The organism is Mesorhizobium sp. M0904, assembly GCF_040319475.1.
In the GTDB taxonomy this organism is placed as follows: Bacteria; Pseudomonadota; Alphaproteobacteria; order Rhizobiales; family Rhizobiaceae; genus Mesorhizobium.
On record NZ_JAMYOC010000020.1, the window covers coordinates 33,210 to 47,990 of the forward strand.

General features: G+C 62.9%; 13 protein-coding genes. All 13 read left to right on the forward strand.

Annotation, left to right across the window (positions count from 1 at the left end; genetic code table 11):
- Positions 1-10: 10 nt before the first annotated feature.
- On the forward strand, positions 11-1,315 hold the full coding sequence (gene nuoF / locus NKH80_RS20990; RefSeq protein WP_352993249.1) for an NADH-quinone oxidoreductase subunit NuoF: 1,305 nt from the start codon (positions 11-13) through the stop codon (positions 1,313-1,315).
- 80 nt (positions 1,316-1,395) lie between these two features.
- Positions 1,396-2,091, forward strand: a complete 696-nt coding sequence (locus NKH80_RS20995) for a helix-hairpin-helix domain-containing protein (protein WP_352647016.1) — start codon at positions 1,396-1,398, stop codon at positions 2,089-2,091.
- Positions 2,092-2,165: 74 nt separating this feature from the next.
- On the forward strand, positions 2,166-4,247 hold the full coding sequence (gene nuoG, locus NKH80_RS21000; protein ID WP_352993251.1) for an NADH-quinone oxidoreductase subunit NuoG: 2,082 nt from the start codon (positions 2,166-2,168) through the stop codon (positions 4,245-4,247).
- Positions 4,248-4,249: 2 nt separating this feature from the next.
- Positions 4,250-5,293 (forward strand): NADH-quinone oxidoreductase subunit NuoH, encoded by a 1,044-nt coding sequence (nuoH, locus tag NKH80_RS21005; protein WP_292663045.1) that lies wholly within the window; start codon positions 4,250-4,252, stop codon positions 5,291-5,293.
- Entirely contained in the window at positions 5,293-5,550 is a 258-nt protein-coding gene (locus tag NKH80_RS21010) for a hypothetical protein (protein ID WP_352876110.1), read from the forward strand. Before nuoH ends, NKH80_RS21010 begins: the two co-directional genes overlap by 1 nt.
- The gene (gene nuoI, locus NKH80_RS21015) at positions 5,547-6,038 is read left to right on the forward strand and encodes an NADH-quinone oxidoreductase subunit NuoI (protein WP_352745068.1); all 492 of its coding nucleotides are present in this window, start codon (positions 5,547-5,549) and stop codon (positions 6,036-6,038) included. The genes NKH80_RS21010 and nuoI overlap by 4 nt, the downstream gene beginning before the upstream one ends.
- Before the next feature lie 230 nt (positions 6,039-6,268).
- On the forward strand, positions 6,269-6,889 hold the full coding sequence (locus NKH80_RS21020; protein ID WP_254818110.1) for an NADH-quinone oxidoreductase subunit J: 621 nt from the start codon (positions 6,269-6,271) through the stop codon (positions 6,887-6,889).
- Between the two features lies 1 nt (position 6,890).
- Complete coding sequence (gene nuoK / locus NKH80_RS21025; protein ID WP_023676620.1) at positions 6,891-7,199, forward strand: NADH-quinone oxidoreductase subunit NuoK; 309 nt, start codon at positions 6,891-6,893, stop codon at positions 7,197-7,199.
- A 10-nt stretch (positions 7,200-7,209) separates the two neighbouring features.
- A complete protein-coding gene (gene nuoL / locus NKH80_RS21030; RefSeq protein ID WP_352993254.1) occupies positions 7,210-9,183 on the forward strand; it encodes an NADH-quinone oxidoreductase subunit L in 1,974 nt (657 codons plus the stop codon).
- Positions 9,183-10,688 (forward strand): NADH-quinone oxidoreductase subunit M, encoded by a 1,506-nt coding sequence (locus NKH80_RS21035; protein WP_352450009.1) that lies wholly within the window; start codon positions 9,183-9,185, stop codon positions 10,686-10,688. Before nuoL ends, NKH80_RS21035 begins: the two co-directional genes overlap by 1 nt.
- Before the next feature lie 17 nt (positions 10,689-10,705).
- Positions 10,706-12,142, forward strand: a complete 1,437-nt coding sequence (gene nuoN / locus NKH80_RS21040) for an NADH-quinone oxidoreductase subunit NuoN (RefSeq protein WP_352993256.1) — start codon at positions 10,706-10,708, stop codon at positions 12,140-12,142.
- A gap of 4 nt (positions 12,143-12,146) precedes the next feature.
- The gene (locus tag NKH80_RS21045) at positions 12,147-12,968 is read left to right on the forward strand and encodes a biotin--[acetyl-CoA-carboxylase] ligase (RefSeq protein WP_352993257.1); all 822 of its coding nucleotides are present in this window, start codon (positions 12,147-12,149) and stop codon (positions 12,966-12,968) included.
- Positions 12,969-13,102: 134 nt separating this feature from the next.
- Positions 13,103-14,773: a ribonuclease J gene (locus NKH80_RS21050; protein WP_352703652.1), complete on the forward strand. Its 1,671-nt coding sequence runs from the start codon at positions 13,103-13,105 to the stop codon at positions 14,771-14,773.
- Positions 14,774-14,781 lie beyond the last annotated feature (8 nt).

A 14,781-nucleotide genomic window follows, 5' to 3' on the forward strand; every position in this document is an offset into this window, starting at 1 on the left:
GGAACGAGCAATGCTTCAGGACAGAGACCGCATCTTCAACAATATCTACGGCCGCTTCGACAAGTCGCTGGCCGGCGCCATGGCGCGCGGCGCCTGGGACAACACGCCCGGCATCATCGCCAAGGGGCGCGAGTGGATCGTCAACGAGATGAAGGCATCGGGCCTGCGCGGCCGCGGCGGCGCCGGCTTCCCGACCGGGCTGAAATGGTCGTTCATGCCCAAGCAGAGCGACGGCCGGCCGAGTTATCTCGTCGTCAATGCCGACGAGTCCGAACCCGGCACCTGCAAGGACCGCGATATATTGCGCCACGATCCGCATACGCTGGTCGAGGGCTGCCTGATCGCCGGCTTCGCCATGGGCGCGGTCGCCGCCTACATCTATGTGCGCGGCGAGTTCATCCGCGAGCGCGAGGCGCTGCAACGCGCCATCGACGAGGCCTATGCGGCCAGGCTGATCGGCAAGAACAACACCTCCGGCTACGATTTCGACATCTACATGCACCATGGCGCCGGCGCCTATATCTGTGGCGAGGAAACAGCGCTGCTCGAAAGCCTCGAAGGCAAGAAAGGCCAGCCGCGGCTGAAGCCGCCGTTTCCGGCCAATGTCGGCCTCTATGGCTGCCCGACGACGGTCAACAACGTCGAGTCCATCGCCGTGGCGCCAACCATTCTGCGCCGCGGTGCGGCCTGGTTCTCGTCCTTCGGCCGGCCCAACAATGCCGGCACCAAGCTGTTCTGCATCTCCGGCCACGTCAACAATCCGTGCACCGTCGAAGAGGCGATGTCGATCCCGTTCCGCGAACTGATCGAGACGCATTGCGGCGGCATCCGCGGCGGCTGGGACAATCTGCTGGCGGTCATTCCGGGCGGCGCCTCGGTGCCGTTGGTGCCGGCCGAGCAGATCATCGACGCGCCGATGGATTTCGATGCGCTGCGCGACCTGAAATCGGGCCTCGGCACCGCGGCTGTCATCGTCATGGACAAATCGACCGATATCGTGAAAGCGATCGCGCGGTTGTCCTATTTCTACAAGCACGAGAGCTGCGGCCAGTGCACGCCCTGCCGTGAGGGCACGGGCTGGATGTGGCGGGTGATGGAACGGCTGGTGCGCGGCGAGGCGCAGAAGCGCGAGATCGACATGCTGCTCGACGTGACCAAGCAGGTCGAGGGCCACACGATCTGCGCTCTGGGCGATGCGGCGGCATGGCCGATCCAGGGCCTGATGCGGCATTTCCGTGGCGAGGTGGAGCGGCGCATCGACGAGTTTTCGCGCAACGCACACCGAGCCGAACCGGTGCTGGCGGCGGCGGAATAGAAGAATTCAAAAAAATGCGGGCGAATGCCCGAAACGAGGAAACGAGCGCGGGGCAGACGGAAACGACCAGGAGACCACCTATGTCGCTGTTTTCGATACCCGACGATTTGACGCCCGATGGGGACCCGTTCTTGAAGATGAACCAGGACCTGACCAGGACAATGCCGAAGGAGATGGCCAGCGCCGTCAATCTCCTGGCGCATCCTGTCGCCGGCGCGGCGGCGATGACGGCACTCGGCATCGGGCTTGCCAACCACGCCTTTGGCGTCTGGATGGGCGTGCTTTCAGGCGTGGCCGAGACCTCGCAGCGGCTTTGGCAGCCGGTCACCGAGGATTTCGAGGCCCGGACCGAACGCGTTTCCGCGACCGGCAAAAGCTCCTCGACCAAGGCGCGCGCAGCCACCAAAACCCTGATTGCCGAGGCGCAGTCCTTCGCCAATGACGTGACCGACATTGCGACAAGCACTGCGGCGCGGAGCGTGGCGAATGCCAGCACCGTTGCAGCGGACGCATCGGCCGGGCTCATGCCGGAAGATTTCAAGCAGCCCAAGCCGATGGACCGGCCAGCCGTGCCCGTCGACCTCAAGGCAATATCGGGCATCGGGCCGAAACTGGAAAAGGTGCTGAACGGCCTTGGCATCTGGACATACGCCCAGATTGCCGCGTGGACGCCGCAAGAGATCGCCTGGGTCGAAGATTACCTGTCGTTGAAGGGCCGTATCGGCCGTGACGGCTGGATCGGTCAGGCGGCCGCATTGGCCGAGGCCAAAAATTGAATTCAATATCGTGCGCGGCGTCGGCTGCGCACGGAAGGAAAGATTGCGGAACGTCCGCAGGGGTTTGAGGCGAAATGGCAAAGCTCAAGGTCGACGGGAAAGAGATCACTGTACCCGACCACTACACGTTGCTGCAGGCGGCCGAGGACGCAGGTGCTGAAGTGCCGCGCTTCTGCTTCCATGAGCGGCTGTCGATCGCCGGCAATTGCCGCATGTGCCTGATCGAGGTGAAGGGCGGCCCGCCCAAGCCGCAGGCGTCCTGCGCCATGGGCGTGCGCGACCTGCGCCCCGGTCCAAATGGCGAGCCGCCGGAAATCTTCACCAACACGCCGATGGTCAAGAAGGCCCGCGAAGGCGTGATGGAATTCCTGCTGATCAACCATCCGCTGGACTGCCCGATCTGCGATCAGGGCGGCGAGTGCGACCTGCAGGACCAGGCGATGGCGTTCGGCGTCGATTCCTCGCGCTACCACGAGAACAAGCGGGCGGTCGAAGACAAGTATATCGGGCCGCTGGTCAAGACGATCATGAACCGCTGCATCCATTGCACGCGCTGCGTCCGCTTTACCACCGAGATTGCGGGCATATCCGAGCTCGGCCTGATCGGCCGCGGCGAGGATGCCGAGATCACCACCTATCTCGAAAGCGCGATGACTTCGGAACTGCAGGGCAATGTCATCGACCTTTGCCCGGTCGGTGCGCTGACCTCCAAACCCTACGCCTTCCAGGCACGGCCGTGGGAACTGACCAAGACAGAATCCATCGACGTGATGGACGCCGTCGGCTCGGCCATCCGCGTCGATAGCCGGGGCCGCGAAGTGATGCGCATCCTGCCGCGTACCAACGAGGCGGTGAACGAGGAGTGGATTTCCGACAAGACCCGCTTCATCTGGGACGGCCTGCGCACGCAGCGCCTCGACCGGCCCTATGTGCGCAAGGACGGCAGACTGGCCCCGGCAAGCTGGGCGGAGGCTTTTGCCGCGATCAAGGAAGCGGTGTCGAATGCGGCACCCGAAAAGATCGGTGCCATTGCCGGCGATCTCGCAGCCGTCGAGGAGATCTACGCGCTGAAGCTTCTGATGGCTTCGCTCGGCTCGAGGAACACCGACTGCCGCCAGGACGGCGCCGCACTCGATCCGTCGCTCGGCCGGGCGAGCTATGTCTTCAACCCGACCATCGAAGGCATCGAACAGGCCGATGCAGTGCTGATCATCGGCGCCAATCCGCGCTTCGAGGCATCCCTGCTCAACGCCCGCATCCGCAAGCGCTGGCGGGCCGGCAATCTGCCGGTCGGCGTCATCGGCGATATCGGCGATACGCGCTATGATTACGAGCAGCTCGGCGCCGGGCCGGAATCGCTGAAGGAGCTGGCCGACGGCAACGGCAAGTTCTTCCAGCTGCTGAAGAAGGCGACGCATCCGCTGATCATCGTCGGACAGGGTGCGCTGGCGCGTCCGGACGGGACGGCCGTGCTCGGCCAGGCGGCGAAGCTCGCCGTCGCCGTCAACGCCGCTAGGGCCGACTGGAACGGCTTTGCCGTGCTGCACACCGCCGCGGCACGCGTCGGCGGCCTCGATGTCGGCTTCGTGCCGGGCGAGGGCGGCAGGAATGTCGCCGGCATGCTGGGCGAGACCGACGTGCTGTTCCTGCTCGGCGCCGACGAGATCGACATGGCAAAGATCGGCGGCGCTTTCGTCGTCTATATCGGCACGCATGGCGACAAGGGCGCGCATCGCGCCAACGTCATCCTGCCGGGTGCCGCCTATACCGAGAAGTCGGGCACCTTCGTCAACACCGAGGGCCGCGTGCAGCAGACCAACCGGGCCGGCTTCGCGCCCGGCGAAGCGCGCGAGGACTGGGCGATTCTTCGGGCCCTGTCGGATGTGCTCGGCAAGAAGCTGCCGTTCGATTCGCTGCAGCAATTGCGCGCAAAGCTCTATGCGCAATACCCGCATCTTGCCCGCATCGACCATGTCGCGGCCGGCGACCCGGCCGACATCGCCAGGGTGGCCAAGCTCGGCGGTCGGCTGAACAAGGGCACCTTCACCTCGCCGGTCAAGGATTTCTACCTGACCAATCCGATCGCGCGGGCTTCCGCGGTGATGGCCGAGTGCTCGGCTTTGGCGAAAAACGGCTTCAGGCAGGCGGCGGAGTAGACATGGACACCTTCTTCTCCTTCTACGTGCTGCCGGCGCTGCTGATCCTTTTGAAGTCGGTCGTGCTGATCGTCGTTCTGTTGATCTTCGTCGCCTATGTGCTTTACGCCGACCGCAAGATCTGGGCGGCGGTGCAATTGCGTCGCGGCCCGAACGTCGTCGGCCCGTGGGGTACGCTGCAGGCCTTCGCCGATCTGCTGAAATTCGTGTTCAAGGAGCCGGTGATCCCGTCCGGCGCCAACAAGGGCGTTTTCCTGCTGGCGCCCTTGGTGTCGGCGGTGCTGGCGATCTCTGCATGGGCGGTGATACCGGTCAATGAAGGCTGGGCGATCGCCAACGTCAATGTCGGCATCCTCTATGTCTTCGCCATCTCCTCGCTCGAGGTCTATGGCGTGATCATGGGCGGCTGGGCGTCGAACTCAAAATACCCGTTCCTTGGCGCGCTGCGCTCGGCGGCGCAGATGGTGTCCTACGAAGTCTCGATCGGTTTCGTCATCGTCACCGTGCTGCTTTGCGTCGGCTCGCTCAACCTGTCCGACATCGTCTTGTCGCAGCAGGACGGGCTGGGCACGCGGCTCGGCCTGCCCAACACCTTCCTCGACTGGCATTGGCTGTCGCTGTTCCCGATGTTCATCGTCTTCTTCATCTCGGCGTTGGCCGAGACCAACCGGCCGCCCTTCGACCTTGTGGAAGCCGAATCGGAACTCGTCGCCGGCCATATGGTCGAATATTCCTCGACGCCGTTCCTGCTGTTCTTCCTCGGCGAATATGTCGCCGTCGTCCTGATGTGCGCGCTGGCCACCATCCTGTTCCTTGGCGGCTGGCTGCCGCCCTTCAATTTCGCGCCGTTCACCTGGGTGCCGGGGCTGATCTGGTTCGTGCTCAAGGTCTGCCTGGTGTTCTTCATGTTCTCGATGGTGAAGGCGTTCGTGCCGCGCTATCGCTACGACCAGCTGATGCGGCTCGGCTGGAAGGTCTTCCTGCCGATCTCGCTGTTCATGGTGGTCGCCACCGCCGCTTTCCTAAAGATCACGGGGTTTGCCTGATGGGCAGTCTGATCGTTGGTTTTCTAGGCGCAGCTGTCGGCGTGCTTGTTGCGCTCTTTGGCAACGTCGTTGTGCTGCCCTACGTTTTGCGGCAACAGGACCAAAGGTTGGCAGCAAACTACCGAGTGCCGGTGTTTGGCTGGGACAAGCAGATAATGGCGTCGATGACGAGACTTGCATATCGTTTCCTGATGCCTGTCTTTTTCGGATTTATCGGCGCAATCGCTGCAACACAGATCTTCGGGGGTGCTGAATGAGTACGCTATCCCAGGCCGCCAAGTCACTGCTTTTGCAGGATTTCGTCAGCGCTTTCTTCCTGTCGATGCGCCAGTTCTTCGCGCCGAAGGAGACGATCAACTATCCGCATGAGAAGGGACCGGTCAGCCCGCGCTTCCGCGGCGAACATGCGCTGCGCCGTTATCCGAACGGCGAGGAACGCTGCATCGCCTGCAAATTGTGCGAGGCGATCTGCCCGGCGCAGGCCATCACCATCGAAGCCGGCCCACGCCGCAATGACGGCACGCGGCGCACCGTGCGCTACGACATCGACATGGTGAAATGCATCTATTGCGGCTTCTGCCAGGAAGCATGCCCGGTCGACGCCATCGTCGAGGGGCCGAATTTCGAGTTCGCGACCGAGACGCGCGAGGAACTTTACTACGACAAGGACAGGCTTCTGGCCAATGGCGACCGCTGGGAGCGTGAGCTGGCGCGCAACATCTCGCTGGATGCGCCTTACCGCTGATATTTGATGCATGAACGGGGCGAGGGCCTCGTTCAGAGGATGATCCCGAAAAGTTGCAGACTTTTCGGACAAGATCATCCTCCGGAATGAAAGAGTGTCGCATGTTTTCTTTTCGATCGGGTCTTTCAACCCGATCGGAACATGCGATAGGAACACGCAACTTGCCGACCGGAGGCGGTGGCAAAAAACAGGACGAACGTCCTGTTCTGACAGGAAACCCGGGGGAACCCATGCTGAGTGGACTAGAGGCGGCCTTTTTCTACCTCTTCGCCTTTGTCGCGGTGGCATCGGCGTTCATGGTCATTTCGGCGCGCAATCCCGTGCATTCGGTGCTGTTTCTGATCCTGACCTTCTTCAACGCCGCCGGCCTGTTCATGCTGACCGGCGCCGAGTTCCTGGCGATGATCCTGCTCGTCGTCTATGTCGGCGCGGTGCTGGTGCTGTTCCTGTTCGTGGTCATGATGCTCGACGTCGACTTCGCCGAAATGAAGGAAGGCGCCCTGCAATATGCACCGATCGGCGCGCTGGTCGGGCTGATCCTGGCGGCGGAGCTGATCGTGGTGCTCGGCGGCTATACATTCGCGCCGAAACTGGCGGCGACGGTCGCCAAGCCCATTCCGGACCTGGCCGCGCGCTCCAATACGGCAGCGCTCGGCGACATCCTCTATACGGATTATCTCTATTACTTCCAGATCGCCGGGCTGGTGCTGCTGGTCGCCATGATCGGCGCCATCGTGCTGACGCTGCGCCACAAGCCGGGCGTCAAGCGGCAGTCGATCGCCGCCCAGGTCGGCCGCACGGCGGCAACCGGAGTGGAAATCCGCAAGGTCAAGACGGGCGAAGGAGTCTGAGATGGTCGTCGGCATCGCGCACTACCTGACCGTATCGGCGATCCTGTTCACGCTCGGCGTGTTCGGCATCTTCCTGAACCGCAGGAACGTCATCGTCATCCTGATGTCGATCGAGCTGATCCTGCTTGCGGTCAACATCAATTTCGTCGCCTTTTCGGCGGCGCTCGGCGATTTGGTCGGCCAGGTGTTCGCACTGTTCGTGCTGACGGTCGCGGCGGCCGAAGCGGCGATCGGCCTTGCCATTCTCGTCGTCTTCTTCCGCAACCGCGGCTCGATCGCGGTCGAAGACGTGAACATGATGAAGGGTTGACGGAACCACCATGTATCAGGCCATCGTCTTCCTTCCGCTGCTCGGCTTCCTGATCGTCGGCCTGTTCGGCACTTCGCTCGGCGCCAAGGCTTCCGAATACATCACCTCCGGTTTCCTGGTGATCGCGGCTGTGCTGTCGTGGGTTGCCTTCTTCTCGGTCGGCTTCGGCGGCGGCGAGGTGTTCACCGTGCCGGTACTGCGCTGGATCCAGTCAGGCGGCCTCGAAGCGTCGTGGGCGCTGCGGATCGATACGCTGACCGTGGTGATGCTGGTCGTCGTCAATACGGTGTCGTCGCTGGTCCATATCTACTCGATCGGCTACATGCATCACGATCCGGACCGGCCGCGCTTCTTCGCCTATCTGTCGCTGTTTACCTTCGCCATGCTGATGCTGGTGACGGCCGACAACCTCGTGCAGATGTTCTTCGGCTGGGAAGGCGTCGGCCTTGCCTCCTATCTGCTGATCGGCTTCTGGTACAAGAAGCCGTCGGCCAATGCGGCTGCGATCAAGGCCTTCGTCGTCAACCGCGTCGGCGATTTCGGCTTTGCGCTTGGCATATTCGGCGTGTTCGTGCTGTTCGGCTCGGTCAATCTCGGCACCATCTTCGCCAATGCGGCGACGTTCATTCCGGCGGAAGGCGCGTCGCAAGGCGCGGCCGTACTGACCTTCCTCGGCTATGCGCTTGATAAGCAGGCCGCGATGACGGTCGTCTGCCTGCTCCTGTTCATGGGCGCGATGGGCAAGTCGGCGCAGGTGCCGCTGCACACCTGGCTGCCGGATGCCATGGAAGGCCCGACGCCGGTCTCCGCACTGATCCATGCCGCCACCATGGTGACGGCAGGCGTGTTCATGCTGGCGCGGCTGTCGCCGCTGTTCGAGCTGTCGCATTCGGCACTGACGGTGGTCACCTTCATCGGCGCCTTCACCGCCTTCTTCGCGGCGACAGTCGGTCTTGTTCAGAACGACATCAAGCGCGTCATCGCCTATTCGACCTGTTCGCAGCTCGGCTACATGTTCGTGGCGCTCGGCGTCGGCGCCTATGGCGCGGCGATTTTCCATCTGTTCACCCACGCCTTCTTCAAGGCGCTGCTGTTCCTCGGCTCGGGCTCGGTCATCCACGCCGTCTCCGACGAGCAGGACATGCGCAAAATGGGCGGCCTGAGGACGCTGATCCCGACGACTTACTGGATGATGGTGATCGGCACGCTGGCGCTGACCGGTGTCGGCATTCCGGTAACGATCATCGGCACGGCCGGCTTCTTTTCCAAGGACGCCATCATCGAAGCGGCCTTCGCCGGCCACAATGCGGTCGCCGCGTTTGCCTTCATATTGCTGGTCATTGCTGCCTGCTTTACCTCCTTCTACTCCTGGCGGCTGATCTTCATGACCTTCCACGGCGAGCCGCGAGCCAGCCACGAGGTCATGCACCATGTCCATGAATCACCGCCGGTCATGCTGGTGCCGCTGTTCATCCTGGCCGCGGGCGCGCTGTTCGCGGGGGTGATCTTCCACGGCGCCTTCATCGGCGAGGGCTATGCCGAATTCTGGAAGGCGTCGCTGTTCACGCTCCCGGACAACCATATCCTGCACGAAATCCACGAAGTGCCATTATGGGTCGAGCTGTCGCCGTTCATCGCCATGCTGATCGGCTTTGCGATAGCCTGGCAGTTCTATATTCGCGCGCCGGAAATGCCTCGGAGCGTCGCCGCCAACCATCGCCTGCTCTACGCCTTCCTGCTCAACAAATGGTATTTTGACGAGCTCTACGACTTCCTGTTCGTGCGGCCGGCAAAGCGCCTCGGCAGCTTCCTGTGGAAGACCGGCGACGGCACCGTCATCGACGGGCTCGGGCCGGACGGCATTTCGGCGCGCGTCGTCGACGTCACCAACCGGGTCGTCAAGCTGCAGACCGGCTATCTCTACCACTATGCCTTCGCCATGCTGATCGGCGTTGCTGCACTCGTCACCTGGATGATGCTCTGATGACCGCCTGGCCAATCCTATCGCTGGTCACCTTCCTGCCGCTGGTTGGTGTGCTGCTCATCCTTTTCGTGCGTGACGACAGCGAGAACGCGCGCCGCAACATCCGCGCCATCGCGCTTTTCACGACTGCGTTCACGTTTGTGATTTCGCTGTTTATCTGGACCGGCTTCGACAATTCGCAACCTGGCTTCCAGTTCGTCGAGAAGTTTGCCTGGCTGGATTCCGGCATCTCCTACCATATGGGCGTAGACGGCATCTCCATGCTGTTCGTCATCCTGACCACCTTCCTGATGCCGCTTTGCATTCTCGCCTCGTGGGAATCGATCGAGAAGCGCGTCAAAGCCTATATGATCGCCTTCCTGCTGCTCGAGACGTTGATGATCGGCGTGTTCTGTGCGCTCGACATCGTCTTGTTCTACGTCTTCTTCGAAGCCGGCCTTATCCCGATGTTCATCATCATCGGCGTGTGGGGCGGCAAGCGGCGCGTCTATGCCTCGTTCAAGTTCTTCCTCTACACCCTGGCCGGCTCGGTGCTGATGCTGCTCGCCATCATGGCGATGTTCTTCCAGTCCGGCACCACCGATATCCCGACGCTGCTGACGCATAATTTCCCGGCCAATATGCAAACTTGGCTATGGCTTGCCTTCTTCGCGTCCTTTGCGGTGAAGATGCCGATGTGGCCGGTGCATACCTGGCTGCCGGACGCGCATGTCGAAGCACCGACGGCCGGCTCGGTGATTCTGGCCGCCATCCTGCTCAAGATGGGCGGGTACGGCTTCCTGCGTTTTTCGCTGCCGATGTTTCCGATCGCATCCGAAATGTTCGCGCCGCTGATCTTCACGCTTTCCGTTGTCGCCATCATCTACACCTCGCTGGTGGCGCTGATGCAGGAGGACATGAAGAAGCTGATCGCCTATTCGTCGGTCGCTCACATGGGCTTCGTTACCATGGGCATCTTCGCGATGAACCAGGAAGGCGTCCAGGGCTCGATCTTCCAGATGCTGTCGCACGGCCTGGTCTCCGGCGCGCTGTTCCTCTGCGTCGGCGTCGTCTACGACCGCATGCACACGCGTGACATCGACGCCTATGGCGGGTTGGTCAACAACATGCCGAAATATGCAACCGTGTTCATGATCTTCACCATGGCCAATGTCGGCCTGCCCGGCACCAGCGGCTTCGTCGGCGAGTTCCTGACCATGCTCGGCGTGTTCCGGGTCAACACCTGGGTGGCGTTCTTCGCCGCCACCGGCGTCATACTGTCGGCGGCCTATGCGCTCTGGCTCTACCGCAAGGTGATCTTCGGCGCACTGACCAAGGAAAGCCTGAAAGGTTTGCTCGACCTGTCGACGCGCGAAAAGGTGATCATCTATCCGCTGGTCGCGCTGGTCATCTTCTTTGGCGTCTATCCGGCGCCGATCTTCGACGCGACGGCCGAATCGGTCAAGGCGCTCGTTACCAATGTCACCGCATCCATCGGCGCCGCGCAGACCGCGGCGGCGAACTGACTGGGGGTTTGCGAACCATGACGCCGGACCTTCTCTCCAGCCTGTCGCTCTCGACGCCAGAGCTGATCCTCGCCATCGGCGCCTTGGCGCTGTTGATGCTCGGCGCCTATTCGCGCGCCAACACCGCCGTCACGGTGAGCGGCCTTGCTGTTGCCGTGCTGGTGATCGCCGGCGCCTGGCTGATCTTTTCCCCGGGGCAGGGCAACGCCTATGGCGAAGCCTTCATCCAGGACCCATTCGCCCGCTTCATGAAGATGTTGGCGCTGGTCGGCTCGGCGGTGACGCTGGTCATGTCGGTTCGCTTTGCCCAGGCGGAGCGTTTCGACAAGTTCGAATATCCGGTGCTGATCCTGCTCTGCACGCTCGGCATGATGCTGATGATCTCGGCCAACGGTATGATCGGGCTCTATCTCGGCCTCGAGCTGCAGTCGCTGGCGATCTACGTGCTGGCGGCGATCAACCGCGATAATCTGCGCTCGACCGAGGCCGGGCTGAAGTACTTCGTCCTTGGCGCGCTGTCGTCGGGCATGCTGCTTTACGGCATCTCGCTGGTCTACGGCTACACGGGCAACACCGGCTTCCAGGAGATCGCCGCGGCGCTCAGCGGCGGCGAGCGCCAGCTCGGCCTCGTCTTCGGCCTGGTCTTTGTGCTGGCCGGCCTTGCCTTCAAGATCTCGGCGGTGCCGTTCCATATGTGGACGCCCGACGTCTATGAGGGCGCGCCGACGCCGGTGACGGCCTTTCTGGCGGCGGCACCCAAAATGGCGGCGATGGCGCTGATGGTGCGCGTCACCATGGGCGCCTTCAAGCCGATCGCCGCCGACTGGCAGCAGATCATCGTCTTCATCTCGATCGCCTCGATGGCGCTCGGCGCATTCGCGGCCATCGGCCAGACCAACATCAAGCGGCTGATGGCCTATTCCTCCATCGGCCATATGGGTTATGCTCTGGTCGGCCTTGCCGCCAACAGCCAGGACGGCGTGCGCGGCGTCGCCATCTACATGCTGATCTATCTGGTGATGACGCTCGGCACCTTCGCCTTCATCCTCGCCATGCGGCGCAAGGAGGGCAATGTCGAGCAGATCAGCGATCTCGCCGGCCTGTCGGCGACCAACCCGATCATGGCGACGATCCTCACCATCATGATGTTCTCGCTGGCCGGTATCCCGCCGCTCGCCGGCTTCTGGGGGAAATGGTACGTGTTCCTCGCCGCCATCAATGCCGACCTCTACGCGCTGGCGATCATCGGCGTGCTGGCCTCTGTGGTGGGCGCCTATTATTATCTGCGCATCATCAAGATCATGTGGTTCGACGAACCGGTCGGCGGCTTCGTGCCGATGGCGACCGAACTGCGCGTCGTGCTCGGCGCCTGCGGCGCTTTCGTGCTGTTCTACGTGCTGATCGGCGGCCCGATCGGAACCTACGCAGCCGCCGCGGCCAAGACCTTCTTCTAACGGAATGACGTTCAGGCTGGCTCCAACCGCGGCTTCGGAAGGGTTCCGGCTCGAGGCGCACGATACGGTCGGCTCCACCAATGCGTTGGCGCTGGAGCACGCGCGGGCCGGCGATCCGGGCAAACTCTGGGTCGTCTCAAAAAAGCAGGAAGCGGGACGTGGCCGCCGCGGCCGCGCCTGGGCGACGCCCGAAGGCAACCTGGCGGCGACGCTGCTGGTGATCACCAACACCGAGCTTCGACTTGCCGCGACGCTCGGCTTCGTTGCCGGACTGGCGCTGGCCGACGCGCTCGACGCCGTCGTGCCGAAAGGCAGGATTGCGATCGGCCTCGATGGTGCGAGCCAAGGCAAGAACCGCTTCGAGCTAAAATGGCCGAACGATGTGCTTGCCTCGGGCGCCAAGCTCGCCGGCATCCTGCTGGAATCGGCGATGCTGGATGGCGACCGTTCGGCGGTGGCTGTCGGCATCGGCGTCAATGTGGTGGCTTATCCCAATGATTTGCCCTATCCAGCGACGTCGCTCAACGCGCTGGGGTCTGCTTGCGATGCCGAGACGCTGTTTCTGGCGCTGTCGGATGCATGGAGCGAGAATGCCCGGCTGTGGAACGAAGGGCGTGGGCTTGCCGCCGTCAGGCGGCGCTGGCTGGCGCGCGCGGCGGGGCTTGGCGGGCAGGTTGCTGTCAGAATTGACGGTAATGTGGTGCGCGGCACCTTCGAGACCATTGACGAAGACTGCCGTTTCGTGATCCGCGACGATGAAGGCTCGGTTCTGACGATCGCCGCCGGCGAGGTGCATTTCGGCGCGGTCGCATCGGCCGTCGGTTGACTGGCCAATACGTTTGACTGGCCAGGTATTTGACCAGCTTGAATTTGACCGGCCGACAATCTTGATTGGCCGACAATTTTGACCGGCCCACAATTTGACCGGCCCACAATTTGACCGGCAAGGAAGGAAAGACCATGGCGACAGCGGAAAATGCCGAACTTGTCTTCGTGCCGCTCGGCGGTGTCGGCGAGATCGGCATGAACTTCGCCCTCTACGGCTATGGGCCGGCCAATGCGCGCGAATGGATCGTCGTCGACGTCGGCGTTACTTTTCCCGATGCAACCCTGCCCGGCGTCGACCTGGTACTGCCCGACACCCGCTTCATCGAGGAGAATGTCGCCAATCTGCGCGGCATCGTCATTACCCATGCACATGAGGACCACTACGGCGCGCTGCACGACATCTGGCCGAAGCTCAAGGCGCCGGTCTGGATGACGCCGTTCGGCGCCGGCCTGCTGGAAGCCAAGCGGCAGGGCGAGCAAGGGGCGCCGAAGATCCCGGTGACGATCTACCGGGCTGGCGAGAAATTCACCGTCGGTCCGTTCGAGATCGAGGCCATCCCCGTCGCGCACTCTATTCCCGAACCGATGTCGCTGGCGATCACCACGCCGGCCGGCGTCGTCATCCATACCGGCGACTGGAAGATCGATCCGGCGCCGACGGTGGGGCCGATGACCGACGAGGCACGCTTCCGTGCCTATGGCGACAAGGGCGTGCTGGCGTTGATCTGCGATTCCACCAACGCGCTGCGGGAAGGGGAATCACCGTCGGAAGTGGCGGTGGGCGAGGGCCTCAAGGGTGTCATCCAGAATGCCAAGGGCCGTGTCGCCGTCAGCAGCTTCTCCTCCAATGTCGGCCGCATCGTCTCGATCGCCAAGGCAGCGCGGGATGCCGGCCGCCAATGCCTGGTGCTTGGCCGCTCGATGAAGCGCGTCATCGATGTGGCTGATGAACTCGGTTATATGGACGGGTTGCCGGAATTCATCGCCGAGGAGGATTACGGCTTCATCCCGCGCGAAAACCTCGTCATCATCTGCACCGGAAGCCAGGGCGAGCCGCTTGCCGCGCTTGCCAAGCTGTCGCGCGACGAGATGAAGTCGGTGGCGCTGACGGCCGGCGACACGGTGGTGTTTTCCTCGCGCACCATTCCCGGCAACGAGAAGGCGATCCTCGAAATCAAGAACCGCCTGATCGATCTCGGCATCAAGATCATCGAGGACGGCGATGCGCTGGTGCATGTCTCCGGCCATCCACGCCGCAGCGAATTGCGCAAGATGTATGAATGGGTGCGGCCGCAGATCGGCGTTCCCGTGCATGGCGAGGCGGCGCATCTGGTGGCGCAGGGCTCGCTGATGTCGACGTCCGGCATCGGCCAGGTGGCGCAGGTGCGCGACGGCGACATGCTCAGGCTGTATCCGGGTGCCGCCGCCATCATCGACCAGGTTCCGTTCGGCCGCATCTACAAGGACGGAAGGCTGATCGGCAGCGATCAGGCGATGGGCATTCGCGACCGCCGCAAGCTGTCCTTTGCCGGCCATGTCGCCGTCAATGTCGTGCTCGACGACAAATACGAACTTGCCGGCGATCCCGACCTCGTCGCCATCGGCGTCGCCGAGGCCGACGGCAGCGGCGAGAGCCTGGAGGACCTGATGATCGATGCGGCAATCGGCGCCGTGGACTCCATCCCCCGCCAGCGCCGAAAAGATCTCGACCTGGTCCAGGAGGCGGTGCGGCGCGCGGTGCGCGGCGCGGCCAACGAAGCCTGGGGCAAGAAGCCGCTGGTGACAGTGTTCGTCACGCGGTGACGAACAAG

What these genes read in the sequence shown, in the direction of transcription:
- nuoH (WP_292663045.1), top strand. Translation starts at nt 4,250, where the DNA reads ATGGACACCTTCTTCTCCTTCTACGTGCTGCCGGCGCTGCTGATCCTT.
- nuoF (WP_352993249.1), top strand. Translation starts at nt 11, where the DNA reads ATGCTTCAGGACAGAGACCGCATCTTCAACAATATCTACGGCCGCTTC.
- NKH80_RS21045 (WP_352993257.1), top strand. Translation starts at nt 12,147, where the DNA reads ATGACGTTCAGGCTGGCTCCAACCGCGGCTTCGGAAGGGTTCCGGCTC.
- NKH80_RS21035 (WP_352450009.1), top strand. Translation starts at nt 9,183, where the DNA reads ATGACCGCCTGGCCAATCCTATCGCTGGTCACCTTCCTGCCGCTGGTT.
- NKH80_RS21050 (WP_352703652.1), top strand. Translation starts at nt 13,103, where the DNA reads ATGGCGACAGCGGAAAATGCCGAACTTGTCTTCGTGCCGCTCGGCGGT.
- nuoI (WP_352745068.1), top strand. Translation starts at nt 5,547, where the DNA reads ATGAGTACGCTATCCCAGGCCGCCAAGTCACTGCTTTTGCAGGATTTC.
- nuoL (WP_352993254.1), top strand. Translation starts at nt 7,210, where the DNA reads ATGTATCAGGCCATCGTCTTCCTTCCGCTGCTCGGCTTCCTGATCGTC.
- nuoG (WP_352993251.1), top strand. Translation starts at nt 2,166, where the DNA reads ATGGCAAAGCTCAAGGTCGACGGGAAAGAGATCACTGTACCCGACCAC.
- nuoK (WP_023676620.1), top strand. Translation starts at nt 6,891, where the DNA reads ATGGTCGTCGGCATCGCGCACTACCTGACCGTATCGGCGATCCTGTTC.
- NKH80_RS20995 (WP_352647016.1), top strand. Translation starts at nt 1,396, where the DNA reads ATGTCGCTGTTTTCGATACCCGACGATTTGACGCCCGATGGGGACCCG.
- NKH80_RS21020 (WP_254818110.1), top strand. Translation starts at nt 6,269, where the DNA reads ATGCTGAGTGGACTAGAGGCGGCCTTTTTCTACCTCTTCGCCTTTGTC.
- nuoN (WP_352993256.1), top strand. Translation starts at nt 10,706, where the DNA reads ATGACGCCGGACCTTCTCTCCAGCCTGTCGCTCTCGACGCCAGAGCTG.
- NKH80_RS21010 (WP_352876110.1), top strand. Translation starts at nt 5,293, where the DNA reads ATGGGCAGTCTGATCGTTGGTTTTCTAGGCGCAGCTGTCGGCGTGCTT.